The organism is Alteromonas australica (assembly GCF_000730385.1).
GTDB classification, from domain to species: Bacteria; Pseudomonadota; Gammaproteobacteria; order Enterobacterales; family Alteromonadaceae; genus Alteromonas; species Alteromonas australica.
In genome coordinates this window covers 961,483-982,147 of the sequence record NZ_CP008849.1, presented here as the reverse complement: position 1 = coordinate 982,147, position 20,665 = coordinate 961,483, and the positions used below count along the sequence as shown (strand labels likewise).

Annotated in this window: 20 protein-coding genes and 1 tRNA gene; 2 read left to right on the top strand and 19 right to left on the bottom strand. The window is 42.9% G+C overall.

The window, feature by feature from the left end; genetic code table 11:
• Positions 1 to 94: 94 nt before the first annotated feature.
• From EP13_RS04295 to EP13_RS04280, 4 genes are all read right to left on the bottom strand, one after another.
• Positions 95 to 802 (bottom strand): LrgB family protein, encoded by a 708-nt coding sequence (locus tag EP13_RS04295; protein WP_052364284.1) that lies wholly within the window; start codon positions 800 to 802, stop codon positions 95 to 97.
• Positions 799 to 1,182, bottom strand: a complete 384-nt coding sequence (locus EP13_RS04290) for a CidA/LrgA family protein (RefSeq protein ID WP_052364283.1) — start codon at positions 1,180 to 1,182, stop codon at positions 799 to 801. The genes EP13_RS04295 and EP13_RS04290 overlap by 4 nt, the downstream gene beginning before the upstream one ends.
• A 100-nt stretch (positions 1,183 to 1,282) precedes the next feature.
• Positions 1,283 to 2,074, bottom strand: a complete 792-nt coding sequence (locus tag EP13_RS04285) for a LytR/AlgR family response regulator transcription factor (protein WP_052364282.1) — start codon at positions 2,072 to 2,074, stop codon at positions 1,283 to 1,285.
• A 98-nt stretch (positions 2,075 to 2,172) separates the two neighbouring features.
• On the bottom strand, positions 2,173 to 2,499 hold the full coding sequence (locus tag EP13_RS04280) for a DUF3718 domain-containing protein (RefSeq protein ID WP_044056200.1): 327 nt from the start codon (positions 2,497 to 2,499) through the stop codon (positions 2,173 to 2,175).
• 238 nt (positions 2,500 to 2,737) lie between these two features.
• On the opposite strand from EP13_RS04280, the gene EP13_RS04275 reads away from it, so the two are divergent.
• On the top strand, positions 2,738 to 3,397 hold the full coding sequence (locus EP13_RS04275; RefSeq protein ID WP_044056198.1) for a hypothetical protein: 660 nt from the start codon (positions 2,738 to 2,740) through the stop codon (positions 3,395 to 3,397).
• A 26-nt stretch (positions 3,398 to 3,423) separates the two neighbouring features.
• On the opposite strand, the gene EP13_RS04270 is transcribed toward EP13_RS04275, so the two are convergent.
• Together EP13_RS04270 and EP13_RS04265 are read right to left on the bottom strand one after the other, a co-directional pair.
• Entirely contained in the window at positions 3,424 to 3,753 is a 330-nt protein-coding gene (locus EP13_RS04270) for a hypothetical protein (RefSeq protein WP_044056195.1), read from the bottom strand.
• A gap of 211 nt (positions 3,754 to 3,964) precedes the next feature.
• Positions 3,965 to 4,759: an MbnP family protein gene (locus tag EP13_RS04265; protein WP_044056192.1), complete on the bottom strand. Its 795-nt coding sequence runs from the start codon at positions 4,757 to 4,759 to the stop codon at positions 3,965 to 3,967.
• Between the two features lie 281 nt (positions 4,760 to 5,040).
• On the opposite strand from EP13_RS04265, the gene EP13_RS04260 reads away from it, so the two are divergent.
• Positions 5,041 to 5,117: transfer RNA gene (locus tag EP13_RS04260), tRNA-Ile, on the top strand.
• A 251-nt stretch (positions 5,118 to 5,368) separates the two neighbouring features.
• Here the strand turns inward: EP13_RS04260 and EP13_RS04255 are convergent.
• The 13 genes from EP13_RS04255 to EP13_RS04200 form a co-directional block, all read right to left on the bottom strand.
• A complete protein-coding gene (locus EP13_RS04255; RefSeq protein ID WP_044056189.1) occupies positions 5,369 to 5,629 on the bottom strand; it encodes a hypothetical protein in 261 nt (86 codons plus the stop codon).
• Positions 5,630 to 5,983 carry a hypothetical protein gene (locus EP13_RS04250; RefSeq protein WP_044056187.1) on the bottom strand — a complete coding sequence of 118 codons (354 nt, stop codon included), beginning with the start codon at positions 5,981 to 5,983 and terminating at the stop codon, positions 5,630 to 5,632.
• Between the two features lie 233 nt (positions 5,984 to 6,216).
• Positions 6,217 to 9,525, bottom strand: coding sequence for a type I restriction endonuclease subunit R (locus EP13_RS04245; protein WP_044056186.1), 3,309 nt, complete (start codon positions 9,523 to 9,525; stop codon positions 6,217 to 6,219).
• 25 nt (positions 9,526 to 9,550) lie between these two features.
• Positions 9,551 to 11,209: an antiviral reverse transcriptase Drt4 gene (drt4, locus tag EP13_RS04240; protein ID WP_044056184.1), complete on the bottom strand. Its 1,659-nt coding sequence runs from the start codon at positions 11,207 to 11,209 to the stop codon at positions 9,551 to 9,553.
• The gene (locus EP13_RS04235; protein WP_044056182.1) at positions 11,202 to 12,587 is read right to left on the bottom strand and encodes a restriction endonuclease subunit S; all 1,386 of its coding nucleotides are present in this window, start codon (positions 12,585 to 12,587) and stop codon (positions 11,202 to 11,204) included. Before EP13_RS04235 ends, drt4 begins: the two co-directional genes overlap by 8 nt.
• On the bottom strand, positions 12,577 to 14,229 hold the full coding sequence (locus tag EP13_RS04230) for a class I SAM-dependent DNA methyltransferase (RefSeq protein ID WP_044056180.1): 1,653 nt from the start codon (positions 14,227 to 14,229) through the stop codon (positions 12,577 to 12,579). The genes EP13_RS04235 and EP13_RS04230 overlap by 11 nt, the downstream gene beginning before the upstream one ends.
• A 31-nt stretch (positions 14,230 to 14,260) precedes the next feature.
• Positions 14,261 to 14,833, bottom strand: coding sequence for a DUF6933 domain-containing protein (locus tag EP13_RS04225; protein WP_044056179.1), 573 nt, complete (start codon positions 14,831 to 14,833; stop codon positions 14,261 to 14,263).
• Between the two features lie 554 nt (positions 14,834 to 15,387).
• Positions 15,388 to 16,833 carry an LAGLIDADG family homing endonuclease gene (locus EP13_RS04220; protein WP_044056177.1) on the bottom strand — a complete coding sequence of 482 codons (1,446 nt, stop codon included), beginning with the start codon at positions 16,831 to 16,833 and terminating at the stop codon, positions 15,388 to 15,390.
• Positions 16,826 to 17,656 (bottom strand): hypothetical protein, encoded by an 831-nt coding sequence (locus tag EP13_RS04215; protein WP_044056175.1) that lies wholly within the window; start codon positions 17,654 to 17,656, stop codon positions 16,826 to 16,828. Before EP13_RS04215 ends, EP13_RS04220 begins: the two co-directional genes overlap by 8 nt.
• A 2-nt stretch (positions 17,657 to 17,658) precedes the next feature.
• Entirely contained in the window at positions 17,659 to 18,057 is a 399-nt protein-coding gene (locus EP13_RS04210) for an O-methyltransferase (RefSeq protein WP_044056174.1), read from the bottom strand.
• The gene (locus tag EP13_RS19025) at positions 18,054 to 18,230 is read right to left on the bottom strand and encodes a helix-turn-helix transcriptional regulator (RefSeq protein WP_081869435.1); all 177 of its coding nucleotides are present in this window, start codon (positions 18,228 to 18,230) and stop codon (positions 18,054 to 18,056) included. The genes EP13_RS04210 and EP13_RS19025 overlap by 4 nt, the downstream gene beginning before the upstream one ends.
• 93 nt (positions 18,231 to 18,323) lie before the next feature.
• Positions 18,324 to 19,256, bottom strand: coding sequence for a hypothetical protein (locus tag EP13_RS04205; RefSeq protein WP_044056173.1), 933 nt, complete (start codon positions 19,254 to 19,256; stop codon positions 18,324 to 18,326).
• Positions 19,214 to 20,476 carry a tyrosine-type recombinase/integrase gene (locus EP13_RS04200; protein WP_044056171.1) on the bottom strand — a complete coding sequence of 421 codons (1,263 nt, stop codon included), beginning with the start codon at positions 20,474 to 20,476 and terminating at the stop codon, positions 19,214 to 19,216. The genes EP13_RS04205 and EP13_RS04200 overlap by 43 nt, the downstream gene beginning before the upstream one ends.
• Between the last annotated feature and the right edge of the window lie 189 nt (positions 20,477 to 20,665).

Here is a 20,665-nt window from a genome sequence, read left to right as displayed (position 1 = left end):
AACAACACACCTATAGTGACGTGTTATTGCTCTATTAGGAATAGCACTTTTGGCGGAATTTGCCACACTCAGTAAGTGCAATTTAGCTGAATGGCTAAGAGCCAATAAAAAATACAGGCAACACAATGGCAGTAACAATACCATTGACACATAAGCCTAACGTTGCCATTGCAGCCACATCATCACCCAATTGCAATGCTTTTGCAGTACCCACAGCGTGTGCCACTGTACCAAGCGCTATCCCTTGTGCTTGGGTGTCCTTAACCTTGCACAGCTGAAAAACCCAGGTTGACATAATTGCCCCCGCAATTCCTGTCATAATGACAAACACTGCGGCAAGTGCGGGAATACCGTTAATTTGGCTTGCGGTTTCCATGGCCAAAGGGGTAGTAATGGATTTAACCAGCATGCTCATTTGTAAGGCGGTGGAAGCGCTGCTTACCCATAACCCTAGCCATGCCGTAATGGGCGCAATCACGCCGCCAATAACGATACTAAGAAGTAAGCGCCAACCGTAGTGCTTTAGCACATGCCATTGTCGGTAAATGGGTAGCGCCAATGCCACTGTTGCAGGGCCTAGTAACCAATGAAGGAAACTTGCGGCCGTTTGATAGTTTGTCACCGACACCTGACTCACTAACAGGGCCAAGCTAATTATCGCGGAAGTGGTAATGAGGGGATGGGCAAGCGGGTGCCCTTTGCAGTATTTATTCACAACAAGCGCAGCGGCGTAGGCGATTAAGGTAAGGCTTAGCCAAACCCCGCCCGTGATAGATAGTGTTGTAGAGAGAATATCGCTCACTGGTTCCCCCTTTCACCCTGCGGGTGTCTATGCCGCATTAATTTACTAGCAATTTTAGCCGTAACTCCCAAGCTAAATGCAGTAAACATAACCACAGCAACCACAATCGCTATGCCATGGCGCTGAATGTCGGGCCAATACACAGACACACCAAGCACGGCAGGTACAAATAAAACTGACATATGTTTTAGTAGTGGCGCAACGGCGGTAGAAACCAAAGGCTCAACAATGTGGAAAGTAAACAAAGCCCCTAGCAGCAAAAACAACCCAATTAGGGTACCTGGGAGTACTAAATCAAAATGGGCAGAAAGAAAAACACCAGAATAATAGCAAAAAAGTACCATGGCCCAACCTAACAGCCATTTTACTGCTTTATTCATCGACTATCTCCCTTACTGCATGACATCGCGCATTAGTAGGCGGAAAGTGTAACTGATATCACAGACGAGATACTAGCAGGACAAAGGTCTTATTATATGTTTACTGCAGTTCAGCAAGCATAGACGCCGCTTTTGTAGGATGCCATTGCGGCGTTTGATAACGTCGGCTCATCTTAAACCGCTGACCATCATCTAATATGACATGAAGCTGACTCCCTACTTTGTCTATTTTATCTACAAAGTCGAGATTAACCGCAACCGAACGGTTACACCTTAGGTAATATTCATGCCCTAACTTTTGCATCAGTTGACATAGGGTTGAACGTACTAACAAACGCCTATCAAGGGTATGAATTTCCATATAATCCCCACACGCTTCAATCCACTTAATATCCCGTGGTTGTAAACAACACCACCCATCTTGCGCTTTCACACTGACGATACCTGGCGCTTTAATAAGCGCGTGTTGACGACGAAGCGTAGCCAAAAGCGCGTGCTCATTCACACCATATTGAATGCATAGCCCCTTCACCAAGCGTTGATATTGTCTGCGATGATGTGCTTTTTCGCAATGAAGGGTTAAGCGCTGAATGACGCATTCCAACTGCTTTTCATCAAAGGGCACATGAACAAACCCTTGGGCAGAATGGTTAAAAGCCGTTAAGGCATCGGATGTGGTTTCGCCCACCGCCACCCAGCACGAAGAAGGCGGGCAAAGTGACGCGAAACCTACGGGTAAAAAGCTTAAAGCGTTCTGATTTTGCTGCAACAACGCACTACAGTCTTGCTCATTCTCGGCATGATAAATAGTGTCGAAAACATCCAGATCACAAAGCAAACTTACAAGCTTTGTTGCCTGACTTACCGATTGTAGAAAAACCAATGCAATCATGTTTGATACAGTTAATGAGTTTACGCGATACTAGGGAGAAAAAGGGACTGTGCAGAGCACAGCCCAACGCCCAGGGATGGTATCAAAGTAATGTGTCATTAACGTTTAGCAGTAAGCGTGGCACTGTCGGCATTGGTGCGGCGAGCAATAAGTTTACCCGTGGTAGAAGCATTATGTGTAAGCGCAAAGGTCAACATGTCTTGGCCGTTACACACTAAGCCTTTATTAAGGGTTTGAAAGCTTAAACGGCTGCGCTTTACTGCGCGCATTAAGGCTAGACGGTTATCACTCTTTATTGCTTCACACACAGCAATAAGATCGCCTTCAATTTCCTTTGGATAATCCCTCGCGTTTGCTGAACCAGCAGCTAAAGCAAACGACATACAAACTAGTGCAGATAAGGTAACGCGGCGTGACATAGACATAATCAATTTCCTCTGATGTATTTAATGTATGCGACAACGACCTATTTTCGTAACCGCAAACATAAACTAGTGAAATTTTGTAATAATCACGCTATAAAAACGTTAAAAGGTCGCTTTTTGCGACGTTGCGATAAGATGCCCATAAAGGCAGTTTAATAATCGTTGTAGCCTGCGGTTTGTCGGCATTTGTACACACTTTGATACAACCATTGAACTTTTATGAAACAGGGAAGACAACATGCTAGAGCAACAACCCTACCACTTGATTCGAGAGCAAATGCGCCCCGGTGACATCATTGCATTTGGTGGCAACAGTCTATTTTCAAAGTGGACAAAGCTGACTACGCGTTCTGCGGTGACTCACATTGCCATCGTGATGCAAACTAAAATGCGAGACGAAGACAGTGGAAGATACTTTAACCAAGTGATGGAAGCCACCGTATATGAAGGCAAAAAAGGCGTGATGACAAACCGGCTCAGTGAGCGGGTACATACTTACGACGGCGACATCTGGTGGTTGCCACTGGGTGAAACTGCACGACAGCGCTTTAATGAGAGAAAACGCGACTTTTTCAACTTTATGTTTGCTCAGGATGGAAAAAAATATGATGTGCTTCAGTTATTCGGATCAGCGGTTGATGCACTAGACGATCACCCTATCTTTAAGAACATCAGTTACAATCAAGAAGACTTCAGCAGTTGGTTTTGTTCAGAATTAGTGGCAGAAGGACTAGAAACGGCGGGAGTTATTTCAGGGGTAAATGCGTCGGAAGTCACACCGGTAGACATATGCCGATTTTCAATTTTTGAGCCCAGGTACGTACAAGTAAAAGGCGAAGGTAGGCTGATAACCGGGTTTAATAGCTTATCGGCAGACAACTGGGGGCAAATTGCTTAAGCCCCCACGTCATAACACAGAACAGCTTAAAAAATGCTGTCTTGATGTATTTTAATAAACATACTAGTACCAATTTTACTGTAGTCTATTTTGTATTCTTTACCGTTAAGGGTTTGAATAAACAGTAGTGTTTTTTCATCACCAAAAACATCGCCCGTTGTTACGTCAACAAGCTCCATATCCATCATTTTGGCTTCGCGTTTGTTTTCAGGGATTTTCCCTTCATACTGCTTTATGCCTTTATAAGTAACGATTATCGGTGGATGCTCGTCACCATTAATGACTAACAAATCTAACTTTCTAATCTTATGGATAATGGTGTTACGACCACTAGTAATGAACGGCTTCTCTGTCATTCTTCTCTCCGCACCAGTCTGACTTATTCAGATCTGTGTAAAATTTGACTCAATAACGCCAAAGTTTAACATGCTAAAGACAATATAAATATTGGCATTTGGTTGAATTTATTGTCTAAAGTATAAACACAAATTCAACAAATAGTGTAATTTAGTTAACCAAGGCCGTATTTTTACGCAAACAGGCCTACCTACGCAACTAAATACCTCACTAATCCCATTTCAACCAAGGCCTATGCAATAAGTTGTTAAGCAGCTTATTACACGGCGACGCTTCTGGTGACTGCACCGCGCAATCTTGTGGCAAATCTAAATTTACTTGCGAAACAATATTAGAAATAGAGATCTCCAGCGCTAGGTCGGTATCTAATTGGGTCATAGGAAGGATAAACTCCACTCTGTTAGTGAAGTCGCACACTTTTTCTGGCGCTTCGTCTGCTGACGCCGAATGACACCCTACACTGCCTAAACTATAGCGCCACTGTTTGTCTGACGCTGCGTGAGAAAGGTCCAAGCGCATAAACTTGTGCCCCTGCTGCACACTGGTAAACATGGCTTTGTTATTTAATGGTGTGGCTAAAGACTCTGGTGATTGATGGTTTTGTTCAAAAGGTAAGCCCAGCGTAAAACGTAAATTTGTGGCTAACTTCATAAACTCATCAGACACGTCCAATATAATCTTACTGTTGGCGTTTTCAGGGTGATTACAAAGAGAATGGAACGTAAGAAATGCCACGTTTTTCGTTTGCCATTCGTTTTGTTTGAATTTAACCACCTGCCAGCGGCCATCTATACGAACCTCAGGATTACTTAAGTAAAAGCCAAAATAATCTAGTTGCCATTTGTCTTGCCCAATACGCGTTTGCAATGGACACGCGCCCGTTTCAACGCCAATGAGTTTAAACGGAATTTCTCCCGACTCACGCTTATCGAACCCAATTTTAGTACAGGCCGATAGGCTAAGTAGTGAGAAGAAGACCACACCAGTACGCAATATAATATTCATGTTTTAAAAACTACCCAGCAATAAATAATGAATGCAAAAGAAGAAAGAGAAAGGCTTCTGTAGATTCGACAACAACGAAAGGCAATAGTGCTAGCCCGCCTACCTATTCGTCAAGAATTGCTTTTAATTAACATGAAATTGAGGTGAAAGGGCAAGCACCTGAACAAAAATAAAGCAAACTGTTCACAGTACGCTGTTCTAGACGTGACAAGAGATTTAAAACTGCTTATACTTGCGCTCGCTTGTTAGGTCGCTGTACCTAAAATCACAAGTTTCAAAATGGCCCCATAGCTCAGTTGGTTAGAGCATCCGACTCATAATCGGCAGGTCCCCTGTTCAAGTCAGGGTGGGGCCACCATTTTCCCTACGTTTCAAGCGATAGCCTTCACTAACATAACTTTCACAATATCAGCTTTAGTCGGATAATTAGTCGGGTAAGTATAAGGTCTTAGTTCAACTCTTTAATGGGGTAAACTATGGGAAAGCGGTGGAATTTTCGAAAATTACTCTAAAGCCACTAGCACTCTTTAATTGGATTGATGTTAAAAGAGCTTTTGAGCGCCCATTCATTGAAAAAATGAACGGCACTACGAGCGAGTGCCGTTGGTATTACCCTTTAGGCAGCGTCTTGCTGTCTGACGTGCCGTTATGATGTGGTAGGTTAGGTTGCGAGCTACCCAACATCGCCGCTACTTGATTAAACGCCTCTTCTTTGGCCTCTAATCGGGTTATGCGGTGCTCTAGCTTAATTCTAGCCTCACGCTCGTACTTTAGCTCTTCAACCAAGCTTTTAATGTTAGCGTTAAGTTGCGCGGTGTCTTTCTCAATGGTTAGCGCCGTCTTGAGAAGTTTTGCAATGTCCTTAAACATTCATCGTCCTTGTTGTAAAAATGCCTCAATACACTCGTTTGCTGAGTTAAGGTTAGTATGTGCCGCGCTCAAGCTTTTTGACGCGTCATCAAGCATCTGCCCCTCGTTGGGCGATAATTGAACAGGGCCTTGCATTATCGATGCCGCTGGATTAAACGCTTTTCTGACTCTTCCCGTCATAAACTGTGTACCACCAACATTGACAATATCCCACGATCCCTGCTCGGGCGTTACGAATACACGCACCCCTTTCATTTCAACCGTCAAACCATCTGCGGTGGTGAAGTTTGCAACCTCCATAGGTTGAACAGGCGCGGCGATCTTTTTAGCTGACATTTTTTGCTTGCTATCCATATATCCCCCTTTTTTGTTTAGAAAGTATACTACATTATTACGGATTACATAAGAGTAACGATTAGTGTTAAAAAAACCTTATGAAGGACAATAGTTTTTCAGCCATTAACATTGATAGTCCCTGACTTATACTTCCATGCTTTTTTCGCTTTTAGCAAGCTCGCGAGCCGTCAACTTTTCGCCTTTATGGTCACATAAAGTCTCAATAATCATATCTACGCGAGTTTTGCTGCTCATGCCTCTGCCCTATTCTTTTTAAAATTCTCCGCTTGTTCGAAGATTTCTTTGTATACCTCATCACGGTCTACCGGTGGGTAACCGTGTTTTGCGAGCAGAATGATTAAATCCACCTTGAGTTCAGCTTTGATATCGTCTCGTTGGCTCCAATCTGTATATTTAGCTTTATCATCTACAACGGCTTTTACAGACTTGGCTAACTCAACCAGCTTTTCTTCTGGGTAGTTAAAGTCATATTTGGCTGCTAAGGCGAGTAGGATGTCGTAGAACGCTTTTTCTTCGAAATTGATACCCATGTCTTCAAACGAGTTCATTTCGTCTCTGAGGTCGTTATACATATTGATAATTTCATCAGAGAAATCTTCGAGTACGTTACTTACAAGTACGTCATCTTCTTTGCGTTCGTTGTATCGTTCTACCAACGATTTAAAACGCTCAGAGAAATCAAACGCTTTCGATTTATTAACCTTTTTGAATTCGCCCAAGGCTTTAGCCAGCATTTGTTGAAGTAGCTGTATCTTGGTATTTGGCAGCTTTATCTTTTCAATTTTGGCGAGGTAATCGTCATCGAAGATATCTACGCCATCTTGCCCCTGCCCAAGCTTGAAGATTTCCTCAACGCCATCGGCTTTTAAAGCCTCGGTAATCATCTCTCTAACCTTGGCATTCATCTGCGCGGTGTCGGGCGCATTACCTTTAGTGAGCTTGTATACAATAGAACGCACAGCAAGATAAAAATGTATACGGTCTCGCTCTGTTTGATTGAGCTTTTCACTTCCGCAACAAACGTCGTATGCAGCCTTTAATCTTTTAACCAATCCCATGAAGCGGTGTTCAAGCTTTTTGGTTTGTAGCACGAATTCTGCGGCGTTATTCAGGCAGTTTAACTGCTCTAAGGGTTTACCTGTGAAGTACGCAGCAGCATCGAATCCATGTGTAAGCTTCGCCAACAAGTCTAGATGGTCTTTTACCACTACCACCGACTGAGCGATATCTTCAAAGTTGGTTTCATCGGTCTTGGCATATTGCGCCAGCGCTTTGTTCATCTGGCTTTTGATACCGATATAGTCAACCACTAAGCCTTTGTCTTTGCCTTCATACTTGCGATTAACACGGGATATTGTTTGAATAAGATTGTGGCGTTGTACGGGCTTATCGATGTAAATTGTATCTAGAAACGGTACATCGAAACCCGTCAACCACATGTCTACGACGATAGCGATTTTGAAGTTGGACTTTTCATTCTTGAATTGGCGATCTAGCTCTTTGCGATACTCTTTATTGCCAAGTGCATCCCACAATATTTTAGGGTCATCTTTGCCACGGGTCATCACCATCTTAACCCGTTCCATCGGCTTAATTTTTTTCTTCTCTTGTTCTGTAAGCGTTGCGCCTGCCTCACACTCTAACACCTCAAACCACTTTGGTTTTATACCTTTTAGTGATTGATAGAATTGCCATGCAATCTCACGACTGCTGCATACAAACATTGCTTTGCCTTTAATCGTCGAGCCTTCTGACAATCGCTGCTCATAATGCGCTACAAAGTCTTTTGCCAAAGCCTCAATTCGGTCTGGGTCACCGAGAATCGATGTCATATTCGCTGAGGCTTTCTTACTTTCTTCAATTTGGTGTTCGTTGCTACCGTCCTCGGCGCATTGTCGGTAATAATCTTCAATCTCTTCAAGCTTTGCATTATTCAATATGACTTTGGCGGCCCGACCTTCATAAACGATGCGAACGGTGATTTCATCTTTCACTGACTCCGTCATGGTATAGCTGTCTACTACCTGCCCGAACACATCTAGAGTAGCGTCTACAGGCGTGCCCGTGAAGCCCACGTAAGTGGCGTTAGGTAAAGAGTCATGAAGATACTTTGCAAACCCGAACGTGCGCTTTACGCCCGCATCAGGCCCCTTGTCGACTATGCGAAGTTTTTGATCAAGGTTAGTCTGACTGCGGTGAGCTTCATCTGAAATGCAAATCACATTACTTCGCTCGGTTAGTAACTGAGTATCCTCGGTGAACTTGTGAATTGTAGTAAGAAATACACCGCCGCTATTACGGCCTTGAAGCTTGGCGCGTAAATCAGCGCGGCTCTCTACCGACTCAACGGTCTGGTCGCCTATATACCCTTTTGCATTAGTGAACTGCTGCGATAACTGGTCATCCAAGTCGGTTCTGTCTGTAATGAGTACGATGGTAGGGCTTTCGAACTCAACACTCTTCATCAATAAACGTGTTAAAAACTGCATGGTGAAGCTTTTACCGCATCCTGTTGCCCCAAAGTATGTACCACCTTTACCATCACCTATGGGCTTTCGGTGCTCTTTGATATTTTGATATAACTTTCTAGCGGCATAATACTGCGGATAGCGGCAGACTATTTTGACTTCATGCTTCGAGGTGTCAGGAAAGAAAACAAAATTTCGTATCACATCGCGAAGCCGTGCTTTATCAAACAACCCTTCCAGCATAGTGTGCAGTGAACTGATACCGTCTTTTTCAATCGACTCATTGCCTGTTACTTTACGCCACGTATAGTAGAAATCGTAAGGAGCGAATAAGCTCCCCATCCTGTTATTAACGCCATCGCTGATTACGCATAGCGCGTTGTAAATAAACAACTGAGGGATATCCCTTCGATATCGCGTATTGAGCTGAACATACGCATCGTGAATGCTTGCCTCTTCACCGCGAATCGCACTTTTAAACTCGAATACAACGATAGGTAATCCATTGATATACAGAATACCGTCAGGGATTCGCAGCTCGCCCTCGGCACCTTCTATTTCAAGCTGATTAACGATTTTGTAAATATTGATATCTTTATTTAGGGTAGTAGTAGTTTTGAAGTCTGAGCTTTGTTCAGCCACGTTACGTAAAGGGACGTCATCAATACGCCTAGTGTTCAGTTGGTCTTTAGATATCAAAGGCAGCAGTGACTCAACCACGTTGTCGTAATCAATAAGCTGAATGTACAAGTCTTTTTGAGAAACTTTACCTGCTTCGCTACTGGCTTCACGTTTTAGTAAGAAGCCATCGCTTAGCCACTTACAAAAGGTTTTATTGCTTTCGTATAGGTCGCTAGCAGGCAGAAGCTCTATCTGCCGTAAAATGCTGTCAATTTCACCGCTGGTAATGCCATCATCGACATACCGTTCAGCTAAAAACGTACGCAGGTCATCTTTGATAATAACGTCAGTAGGTGTACGCGCTACCTTATTACCAGCCACATAGGGGTATCCCTGCCCTTTTAGCAACTCGATAATTGCCTTTTCTAACACCGCTTCCGTAAATTTCATGCCATCATTCCATTTGAATACTCGTTTAGAAAGCTGGGGGCTCTCCTTCTGCTTTATCGTCGTCTTCCTTACCGTTTATCTCTGATGCTTGAAAAAGCCATTTTAGCGCCTCTGAAGTTAAACCTTTCTTTATTTCATCGCACTTTTTTTCTGCTTCAGTGACTTTGTCACCCGGTAAAAAGTTAACATCATTATTTTTAAGAATCTCGAAAACGCCATCCCCGTATGGGTCTTTAATAAACTCTTTTCGATACAACTGATATAACAAAAGCCAATAGCTGTCTTTCTCATAGGCACTAGCAAGAACAAGCCAATCTTTTACAAAATCCACGATTTGCTGCTCAAACACTCCCATTTCAAGTAAGAGGCATATAGAGACACAGTCTTTACTCTCTATGACTCGATTTGCTACTTCATCATCGACTATTGAACCAGCCCCTAAAAGTGAATGAAGAGGCCAAGCCATTCCGTCAGAGCGCCTTTTCACAGCGTTGATCTTGATAATTTCCATAAACTGAGCTCGATAAATCGCCGCATCAATTTTCTCGCTTTGCATCAGCGAGTCGAGAAAAGGCAGTAACACTGGAAAATGCCAAGATAGATTAAATAAAGGCTCTATCAACTCTACGGCAACGTCATCATTCAGGTGGGGTAAAACCAGAGATACCGCATATTTTAAGACACTACCATCAGGTGTGGCTTTATTAAGTTCAATCGCGCGATTGATATAAGTTAACACCTCAGGAGCAGAGAGCTTAGGCTCGTGTTCAGAGGCGTGGTTCAAACGACTTGGTAATGCTCCTCTTAGCTCTAAAACCCAAGGTGCTTCGACAGCGCACGGCAGTTCTTTTATAACGGTTTTTTTGAGGTTCAAAGTTAATTTGTAAAGCGCTAGCTCGTCAGTCAAATCTTGAATGAATTGCTGAGCTTCATCGTCGTTATTACAATAACAGGTGTAGTCATCGATATAGCGATAGAAGTCATAACCCTTAGTACAAAGCTTAGCATCCACTTCACCCAAAATGAGCTCAACAATTATGCTTGAGGTAGCTGGCCCTATGGGCACACCTAATGTTTCATTACGCTTAGTTTTGCGCTGGTAGGTATCTAGTTTGTTAAACCAAGCATTCTTATCACCTCGTTCACGCTTGGCTTTTGAAAGCCCAACTGCGGCCCAAGGGATTGCGTGTGAATAAATACTGTTAAAACAGTTTGCTATATCTGCTTCAACTATAAATCGTTTTGAAAAACTCTTCTGGTGCGAACGAGCAACTTTTGCCAAAGGCTCTTCATAGTTCATAACCATTAGCCGTTCTTCTTCTTGGTGAATTTCAGGCTTAACGATACTGCACGAATTGTTTGAAATAGACTTCAATTCTCCCCAATTCTCGTGCACACATTTTGCCAACAACGCATATGCTTTCGGGTGAATTAACCCTAAAACTCTTGGGACATTGTTGTATCGAGTTGCTTTATATTCAACTAAGTCATAGCCACTTGCGCGTCTCTCCTTATCATCGGCTATAGCAGTGAGCTTCTCTGCGACTTCGGGTGTAAACTGTCTGGTACTTATACTGGGAGGTAGCTCCCCTACACTTACTTTTTGATTTGGGAAGTAGTTGTAACGGGTAAGGCTTTCATAAAGAGACCTTTTGTTGTCGGTATCACCTATAATTTTAGCCATTACATTCCTTTGTATCTTTGATATTTATTTCGCCAGAGATAAGCTTTGGCAGCAAGGTGTCTCTCAATTTAGCTAGCGCAGAATTTTGTTTTAAATTTAGTGAGGATTTATCCGACAACGATTTCAATTGCCCCTCTATTAGCATAGCCTGCTCATAAGGGGGAACCAGAACTAGCTGCTCTGCAAGAATTCGCCGACTTAGTTCAGTTTGCCCCGTGCTCCCTTCCCCCAACGACTCAATACTTCTCTCTTTACTGACCATTAGCTGACCAAAAAAGTAAATCGGGCAAATTTGAGGGTTAGGTCTAACAACGGTAACATGAGAATCTACAACTGTCGGTTCGGGTACGGCATTCACCTGAGCCAGTCTACCCAATGTTCCTACCCCTGTAGAATTTACCAGCACATCTCCTATTTCGATTTCTCTACCATCGACTTTACGAAGCGTTGGGTCATTGCGGCGGCTTAGAGCATAATTAACCTCATGGTTCCGAATACATTTCTGGTTTACTACTTGAACTCCACCTTCATCCGTATATTTTGGGCTAATGCCTCGCCTTAGCTCTTTGGTTACATCACCTAGTGACATGACAGACCACCCTTTTGGCACCCATCCATCTATACCAACAGTAGGCTCACCTGTTTGCTCAAACTCGCTCGGGAATAAGTTTCGGATATGGTCGGGCAACGGCTGAAAGTCGGGTAATGCTTGCGCTTTCCTGCGAATTTCGACTCGATGGGCTAATTCGTCGGGTATTGGATTGCCTGCCGCTAGTGCGTTATCTATCACTGGATCAAAATCAATAAACCAGCTTTTAAATAGCGCCTGCGCCATTTGTTCTAGGGTTTGATTGACTTGTTGATTCACTTCAAGCTTTCGAGGGAACGCCTTAATTACTTGAACTACCTGTCGCTGCTCTTCGATTGAAGGAATTCTAATTTCAAAGTCCGGCAACTCTTTTAATGAGATTCGTTCAACGGTTGCACCATGGTTAGTTCTACGTTTAATTTGCTGCTGAAACTCAGGAGATAGATAAGCATATAGCAAGTATTCAGGTAGGACTCGATTCTTTTGGGGTCTCAAAAGCCCCATTCTCCTCCCTAAACAAGCCTTAACACCATCAGGCATCAAAGCAGCCTCGCCTAGTCGCGTCTCATAAGAAAACAAAACATCGCCGAATCTAGGCGTAACTCTTCGCGTCCACTTTTCAAATTGTTCATCACTAATATGCGCTGACTTAGACAGATCAAGCTGTCCATTTTCCAAGCTTGAAATACTTAAAAAGAAAGGCCCAACGTCAATCTTCTTTGGCGTCGCATGAGGACCATCGAAAACTTCAGCAATATCTCCGATTTTTACAATATTGCTATTTCCCATAACCTAACTCCGCTAAATTTTGACGAATAGCATCATCTAGTTGCTCGGACTCTCCCATCTGCCTAAATAACGTTTCGCTGAGCTCGCGCATCTTCACTTCAAACGGAATCCCATTATCCTCAATAGCAGAAGCACCGACATACCGACCAGGCGTTAACACGTAATCGTTGGCTTTGATTTCGTCTAAGGTTGCCGATTTACAAAAGCCTGCTGCGTCTTCGTAAACATCAAGTTGCTTGTGTTCTAGCAGCAGCTCTTGTGTCGAAGTGTCGTCTGGTTTTTCGGCAAGTGCTTTTTCGATGGATTGTTTATCCTGCCTCCATGCGTGATAGGTGTTAGCGATTTTGGCGATATCTTCGGTAGTTAGTTCCTTATGCACACGGCTAATCATGCTGCCCATTTCTCTGGCATCAATAAACAGCGTTTCGCCTTGTCGGTTACGATAACCACACGCTTTATCTTCGCTTTTATTCTTGCTGATAAACCATAAGCAAACAGGGATTTGTGTGGTGTAAAACAACTGTCCGGGAAGCGCAATCATGCAATCGACTAGGTCGTTTTCGATGATTTTCTGACGAATAGCACCTTCACCGCTAGTGTTAGAACTCATTGAACCATTGGCCAACACGAAACCTGCCGTACCGTGCTCACTCAGCTTAGATATCATATGCATGATCCACGCATAGTTAGCGTTACCTGTTGGCGGTACATCAAAGCCAGCCCATCGAGGGTCATCGGTGAGTTCATTGTCGGCACGCCACTGCTTCTGATTAAACGGTGGGTTCGCCATAATGTAGTCGGCTTTTAGGTCTGGGTGTTGGTCTTTAAAGAAAGTGTCGGCGGCAATGTCACCAAGATTGGCAGAGATACCACGAACAGCTAGGTTCATCTTCGCCAGTTTATAAGTGGTGTTGGTATACTCCTGACCGTAAATGGAGATGTCTTTACGATTGCCTTTATGGCTGTCGATAAACTTTAACGACTGCACGAACATGCCACCCGAACCACAACACGGGTCATATATTTTGCCTTTATACGGCTCTAGCATGTCACTGATAAGTGTTACTACCGATTTGGGCGTGTAGAACTCGCCACCGCCTTTTCCTTCGTTAGCTGCAAACTTACCTAAGAAATACTCGTAAACACGGCCTACGAGGTCCTCTTCGCTCATATCGCATTCATTGGCGACAGTGTTGATGTTATTAATGGTATCAATGAGGGCGGCGAGCTTACTTACGTCTAACGATAAGCGAGAAAAGTAGTTATCTGGCAGCGCGCCTTTCAATGATGGGTTCGTTCTCTCGACGGTATGCAATGCCGTATCAATTTTTACCGCAATGTCATCTTGTTTTGCCTGCTTTTGGATAGTCGACCAGCGTGCTTCTTCTGGTAGGTAGAACACATTATCTTTAGTGTAAAACTCGACCATATCAACATAGTCGCCCATGCCTTCTGCTTTGAGCTTTTCTCGTTGGGCTTCAAACTTATCGCTGATGAATTTGAGGAAGATAAGGCTGAGCACGATATGTTTGTATTCTGCTGATTCAACGCTTCCACGCAGCTTGTTGGCTGCGTCCCATAACGCTTCTTCGAAAACGATTTCTTTTTTGTTAGTCGAGGACTTTTTAGTCGCTTTGCTCATTTACTGTGTCCGTATCTTAATTCTGTTTGCGTTAGTGCAAGCTTGTATTTGCTGCCCCAACGGCGATTTTGGTTGATAATTTAAGGAGTAACTTTGCCATCTCTTTGTCTGGCCATATGTAATCTTTCTGCCCTTTTACTCCGCAAGGTCTATGATTTAAATCCGCGCTGTATCGGTAAGCGCATATATCTGCAACCGAAGCTCTGTTGTAATGAAACCCGTAATCAACATCCTGAGCCACTTGGTTCATCGTACCTTGTACAGAACGATTGCAGATTGTATCGAACGTGAGTGGTTGGTAATTCGTCGCAGCGACATTAACGAGCTCGGGCGGCATATCATTTTTCAACAAGGCGTTAATAAACACATCGTTAAAATGCCAATCGAGGTTTGCGAAATCTTTCTTGGTTAAGCAGGGGATAAACAACGTGAAGCGCGTTGTATCATTCACCGCTATTATGCATTGCCTACGTTGAATTGTGACAATATTTGCATGCCAGTTTAACCAGTGCGCCTGCGTGCCGATAGCGGACGTTGCCGGCTCGGCAATCTTTACGCTTTCCGGTAGCTTGGTATAGAGCTTCTTGGTGCAGTGGAGTATCATTTCACACCTTTAAAGCTCTCAGCTCTCGGAAGCATGTTGAAGGATAATAGGAAGTAACTCAAAGAATAAACTAAACTGTGTTGCATTTGAAACGACCGTCCATGTCTGTGCTATTTATGAGAGGATACGGCATCTTACGAAATTTTGCATTAATGCTGATATTACCCGATTAAATTCGTTCTTGAACACATTATTCACTCAATCGATGCACCTCACATTGATTAAATAATTACAATACAATCACTTAGCATTACGCACGCTTACATAACAGCATAACTTTGTAACTTTATAATATTGTAACTTTGTAACTTTATATATTTGAAGAGGCGCTAACGCACCTCTTCGCTTTTTACAAAGTTTAAATTAGATCCGGTGTTAGAAAGCATACACCAGCGGAGTAAAGTGGGTGCGAGGCTAACTATAAGGGTTCTTATAATGCGAAAATTTTTTTTGAATGGTAGCTACGGTGTTTGGCTCACCTCATCTAGGACTTCGTTTGAAACAAGTTAGCAAGACGGTTTGCTTGAGCATTGCGGTGCACCTTCAAGATTCGCTTACAAACTGCCCAGTGCCTTCTCGAACACGTTGAACTTCCGGTTCATTCGGTTGGCTTCATCAACATCTTCGTACAAGTAGCGGTAAAGTTTCTCCATCATACCCAGTGCGCTAGTTTCAATCTTGTACATAATTAAATCAGACCTCTGCTCTCTAACTACGTAAACAGTAAGGCAAGGACAGTTTTGCGGGTTGACGTGTGACTGCGAATACCTCTTACCATAGATTCCAATCCCAGCTTGCTCATACAATACCTTGGCAACACTCATTATCAATTCTCTCGATTTCGAAGAGAGGCTAAACCTTATCGTACCCTTGCTATTTTTGCTCACACACCCGTCACCTTCGAAGTATCCTCTGATAAAATGCCGTATTAGTTCTGGCGGAATAGCCTCTGGGATCGTCACAGTAGAAGATTTATTACTATGGACGCCCAATCTCTCAAGGTGATTCACAAAGTGCTTATTAGAGCACCGTAGCGTCCATATTGGCTTGTCATAGGTCGATGACATACTTTTTGATGGTGATAACCCCACCAGCGCACCTAACTTATCTACAAAGTCTTTGTCTATTGAGGCGTGAGAAAAGGAACTTGTGGTTTTGTTAGGCCCATAAATTGAACCAATACTACCGTCGCTGCAAACTGCCCCTAAGAACCACGCTAACTGAGGCGTTACCTGATCAAAGAATTCAAGTTTTATATTTGCATTAATCGAATTGCGATTTTTGTCTCGGCCTCTTGAAAGTGCTAGGTTCATAGCTTCACTGAGTGACCTCGACTCAATTCCCAGCTTTTTGAGCACCTTTCTTACAGTGCTGCTTGATATACCAAGGTTCTCTTCGATTTCTCGCGGAGCTTGATCGTCTGCATGCAGCTTAACAATTTGCGAAATATCATCACCTGTAAGGTTGCTTCCTCTTGGCCTCTTTGACTCTAAGCCAAAGTGTTTAAAGCGCTCATATACCTGATAAGTTGATATGTTTTGCTCTTTGGCTATTTCTTCTACGGTTACATCGTCGTCAAAGTACAGCATATGTGATTCTAGTACTTCAGAAGCAAGTCTCTCCCAAAAGCACTCATTGGCTTCAGCTCTACTTCTTGCCTTAAGTCCAAGCTTCGCACATCTAGCAGAAAACCTAGATGGCGATATTCCATGAACCTTTGATATCGCCTCGAACGTCATCTTCTTATTGATGTGCTCATTTTGATATATTTTCTCAATGTCTCGATCACTCCACTTTCGGTTGGAACGTTGGGTAGCCTCTATGTTGGAACGCAACGGCAAGTCGAACTTTTTGAAATTGCGGGAAAGGTTCGTTTTTGGAATGTCGAGTTTTCTACTGATAGCACCCAATCCAAGTTTTTCACCCACGTAATTCGAATAGTAAATATCTTCATATTCTGCGCGAGTGAGCTTCCTAGTACGTCGACTTCGTTTAGTCATATATTCTGACCTCGCTTTTTCTGCATTCCCTTCGCACTTGTTGAATCAATCTCGACAATGAACCAGCGTTGACCGCTTGCCCTGTTAAACATTCAAGATAAAAATTAACGTCCGAGTTTTTCGTTGTGCCTAACATGTTTGATATACACAAGCATCTAAGCACCTGTACTCGTAGCGTAATTGATGACTCATTGAGACGAGACCTTCTGTCGCAAAACATCCTTTTACGAAGAAGTTGCTCATAAGCTACGCAGCTTTTTGAGATCAACTTTGATTGCTTATGGGTTTCTGACGATTTAAGGCTTTGTAATGCGAAAAGTAAAAATTTCGGCAAGTTTAAAGAATCTAACTTATGCGCAATTGAGCCAACATCCCAAACAAAGTCTTGAACTAAGTTAAGGTCGTAATTATGCGCAGAGTCGAAAGTCCCATATTTGCTTCTAGTGAAATTCACGAACTGTGCATACTGTTGCAATACAAAGTCCAAATCGATGAGCTGTTTATCATTAGAGGCCGCCTTTGCCCACAACGGATATAGTCCATCATCATAAGCCATTCTTGGAAGTAGCTTTACAGCGCCTCTAAGTGCCGGTGAGAGCCCTTTCTTTCGGTTCAAAGCAAGATGAAGCGCCACCAGCTTTCTTCGTACAGAGAAATACAGAGACTTATCTTGATTCACCTTTGAAGTGATTAACTCAATTCCCTCGATTAGCTTATCGTTCGACCAAGCAGACAAAGGACTGTTAATTAGCGCGTCAAAAGAAGACAGCTTTACGCTGTCCTCTTCTGCCTCATTGATTGAAACCTGTTCTTCAGCTCCCATCACTAAACCTTATCGATGAGAGTTACTACGTCGTCAGAGGTAATCAAACCGCCTCTTAAAAGCTTTTGCAAAAAGCTCTCTTCAAGCCACTCTTTAAAAGCCTCTTTATCAAGCGAGAATACGAAATCAAACGACTCTTCAATGTGGTGGTTAAAGAAGATTCGTAACTTAGGATTAGTTCGCAAAGCGACTACAAAGAAGTCAGCTTTCGTCGGGACATTTTGCAAAATGAGCCAACATTCTAGGCTATTATGATTGATTCTTAACCAACCTGACATCCTTATTATCGCTGGCAATAAAAGTTCCTCGTGAGAAGTATATTCATCAAAATTGTGGATGTTGCCAGTGAAGCCCTTTTTAGCTGGGCACAGCAGGCGGCGCTTCATCATAGAAGGGTTCATAGCTCAACCCCCTTTCTAGACTCAAGCCAAGTGTCGACATCTCCTTTGAGCCAGCCCACGCTGTTTTGACCTAGCCTGACTCGCTTAGGGAATTGACCGTTCTTTTCTAAGCGCCATATAGTTGTTCTGCTTAGCCCAACATAGGTTTGTAATTTTGCTGTTCGTAGAATCATTCATATATCCTCGTAATTAAGACAACGAAATGATTCCACGATTTTTAGAAGCAGAGTTAAATTACCTAAAAATTCCGGAATGTAAAAAAAGCGTTAAAAGCCATCATCCTCTTCGGGTAAGAGGCTTACGGATAGTTCTGCCAATAATTTTGCGTAGTATGTCTTTTCAAGATCTGATCTAACGTAATCGCTGTGAATGTAAGCTTTATCACCTTTATCATTAGACAAATAGCAAATCTCTCCAGCGTTAACCTCACTTCGTGAACTAAATTTGCTAACAGCCACCGCTATGAGACCCCATAGCTGCTTTCTATCCACTCCACTTTGATATGGCAGTCTTTTCTTTTTGAAAATAAATCTCACAAGGGCTTCGGCTATTGGGAAGAAATCGTTATCCAAAGAGTTTGGCTTTATACGGTCGATTAACTCTTGCTGAAACTTCTTTACTTCATCCGCTGAGCCACAACTTTCTATCAACTGCAAAATGGTTTGCTCTAGGTCATGAACTAGGTCTTTTTTATATACAAATAGCTGCTCAATATCTATTGATGCTCCGCTCTCGAATACAAGCCAAAAGTCCATCTTTACACCTTTATACGGACTCACCGCACTAACACAATTATGAACGTAATCATTCGAAGGCCTTATCGAGTAAATTTTTTCTATAAACTTTTTCGATAGCGTTTTTTTGTCTTTTGAATGAACAATCTTGGTCAACAAGATGTTTAAAGCATTCTCGCTATCAACCTCATAAACACGCTTTGGTAAATACCGCTCTTTAACAAAGAGATCTTCGTAAATCGTTCGCTCTCGTTGACATTCTGTTCGTTGGTAATGGGAGGTAGGTACAGACAGTGCTCTCTCCGTTACACTGAAAGAGCCTTCAAAACCCTCATCGATACATAATGGAATTTTCCAAGGTAGATTATTAAACTGCGACATATAAACTAATATAAGCTCAGCCGGTCCCAGTTTTGACAAGCCTATCGTTTCGTTTGCAAAAGGCTGCTTAAGTAAGTGTCCCATTTTTCTAACGCTTCTCTTTTTTCTTTTATATAGTCATATCTGTCGTAGTGCTTCGCTGATACATCTTGCAAAGCATGGTTCTGTAATCGGTCACGAGTTAACTTCGAAACACCGAGTTCACCCATAATCGTCTTAACCGTTCGACGTATATCTTTAGGTTGAAACCTTTCCACATCAGCTCTTTCACAGTAGCGCCTTAGACACTGCGCAACGCTGGTAGTCGGCATATGCTCGCTAGGGGTGTTACGGTTTGGAAAAACAAAGCCGTCACTGTCTCCCAGTTTGCGATGATTCAATAAAACCTCAGAGACAGTAGAGGTCATTGGAATGACGTGAGCCTTTTTGTTCTTAGAGCGCTGCGATGATATCTCAATCACGGACTTGGAGAAGTCGACATCTTTCCATTCAAGCGTAATTATTTCGAATGTTCGTTGCCCACCTAAGAAGAACATGAGTTTAATCAAGGTTGCCAGGTCGCTTGAGAAACCTTTGCCCTCAAGAGCAGTAAGTAGGCCCTTCACCTCATCACTCGATAAGGTGCGCTCTCTTACTACTTCCGCAGATGCTTGACGCGGAATATTAAGAACAGGGTTTGTCTTAACCAAATACTTCTTCTTCCTGCCAAGATACATTGGGTCGTAATCATGCTTAATAGCAAAATTGAAGGCTGTCATAGCGTAAGAACGAACTCTGTTAGATTGGACAGCAGCCCCTCGCTTAATCATGTGTGAGAGCACAAGCGCTATCTCTTCTGTCGAAACTTCACTTGCGGCTTTATCGAGCAATGATTCAAACTCTTTCTCCATGGCTTTACGGACGGTATCAAATGTCCGTTTGCCTTTTACCTTCATATCCTCTGTGTAGTCATAGATAAGCTCTTTGAACGTGCCCTGCGCGCTGAGCTGCTCCTTTTTGAGAGACTCTTCAGCGGCTTTCATCTTCTCTTGTTCAACGAACTCTTTAGGGTCTGTACCGTCCATCAACATTCTTGAATAGTCAGATGCTTTGGCTCTGGCTTCTGAGAGTGTATGAGTAGTCAGTCGCCCTATTCTCAAGTACTGAGCTTTTCCATCCTTGTAATACTGAAAGTGAAACGTCTTAGTTCCAGAAGGCAGAGTTTGAAGCACAAGCGTTCCTGTGCCTCTACGCCCTGTAGTATCTCGTGAATAGAAAGGCGTCGATTTTGGTTTTAGTGATTTTATTAGTTTATCGGTAAGCATTTTTTAGTCGCCTTATTAGTCGACTAAATAGTAGGACAACTTGAAACAAGCTACAACAGAACGAGCCACACAAAGAGATAAAATATTGATATAGATAAGATAAACAAGCACCATGAAACAAGAAAGAGCAGTCAGTGACAAGAAAGATAACGACTCATAATCGGCAGGTCCCCTGTTCAAGTCAGGGTG

Bases quoted from the DNA above. Each gene is read 5' to 3' on its own strand.
- EP13_RS04230 (WP_044056180.1), bottom strand. From the start codon at position 14,229: ATGAGCAAAGCGACTAAAAAGTCCTCGACTAACAAAAAAGAAATCGTT.
- EP13_RS04290 (WP_052364283.1), bottom strand. From the start codon at position 1,182: ATGAATAAAGCAGTAAAATGGCTGTTAGGTTGGGCCATGGTACTTTTT.
- EP13_RS04285 (WP_052364282.1), bottom strand. From the start codon at position 2,074: ATGATTGCATTGGTTTTTCTACAATCGGTAAGTCAGGCAACAAAGCTT.
- EP13_RS04245 (WP_044056186.1), bottom strand. From the start codon at position 9,525: ATGAAATTTACGGAAGCGGTGTTAGAAAAGGCAATTATCGAGTTGCTA.
- EP13_RS04210 (WP_044056174.1), bottom strand. From the start codon at position 18,057: ATGAACCCTTCTATGATGAAGCGCCGCCTGCTGTGCCCAGCTAAAAAG.
- EP13_RS04270 (WP_044056195.1), bottom strand. From the start codon at position 3,753: ATGACAGAGAAGCCGTTCATTACTAGTGGTCGTAACACCATTATCCAT.
- drt4 (WP_044056184.1), bottom strand. From the start codon at position 11,209: ATGGCTAAAATTATAGGTGATACCGACAACAAAAGGTCTCTTTATGAA.
- EP13_RS19025 (WP_081869435.1), bottom strand. From the start codon at position 18,230: ATGATTCTACGAACAGCAAAATTACAAACCTATGTTGGGCTAAGCAGA.
- EP13_RS04255 (WP_044056189.1), bottom strand. From the start codon at position 5,629: ATGTTTAAGGACATTGCAAAACTTCTCAAGACGGCGCTAACCATTGAG.
- EP13_RS04275 (WP_044056198.1), top strand. From the start codon at position 2,738: ATGCTAGAGCAACAACCCTACCACTTGATTCGAGAGCAAATGCGCCCC.
- EP13_RS04200 (WP_044056171.1), bottom strand. From the start codon at position 20,476: ATGCTTACCGATAAACTAATAAAATCACTAAAACCAAAATCGACGCCT.
- EP13_RS04250 (WP_044056187.1), bottom strand. From the start codon at position 5,983: ATGGATAGCAAGCAAAAAATGTCAGCTAAAAAGATCGCCGCGCCTGTT.
- EP13_RS04265 (WP_044056192.1), bottom strand. From the start codon at position 4,759: ATGAATATTATATTGCGTACTGGTGTGGTCTTCTTCTCACTACTTAGC.
- EP13_RS04235 (WP_044056182.1), bottom strand. From the start codon at position 12,587: ATGGGAAATAGCAATATTGTAAAAATCGGAGATATTGCTGAAGTTTTC.
- EP13_RS04280 (WP_044056200.1), bottom strand. From the start codon at position 2,499: ATGTCTATGTCACGCCGCGTTACCTTATCTGCACTAGTTTGTATGTCG.
- EP13_RS04205 (WP_044056173.1), bottom strand. From the start codon at position 19,256: ATGGGACACTTACTTAAGCAGCCTTTTGCAAACGAAACGATAGGCTTG.
- EP13_RS04220 (WP_044056177.1), bottom strand. From the start codon at position 16,833: ATGACTAAACGAAGTCGACGTACTAGGAAGCTCACTCGCGCAGAATAT.
- EP13_RS04225 (WP_044056179.1), bottom strand. From the start codon at position 14,833: ATGATACTCCACTGCACCAAGAAGCTCTATACCAAGCTACCGGAAAGC.
- EP13_RS04215 (WP_044056175.1), bottom strand. From the start codon at position 17,656: ATGGGAGCTGAAGAACAGGTTTCAATCAATGAGGCAGAAGAGGACAGC.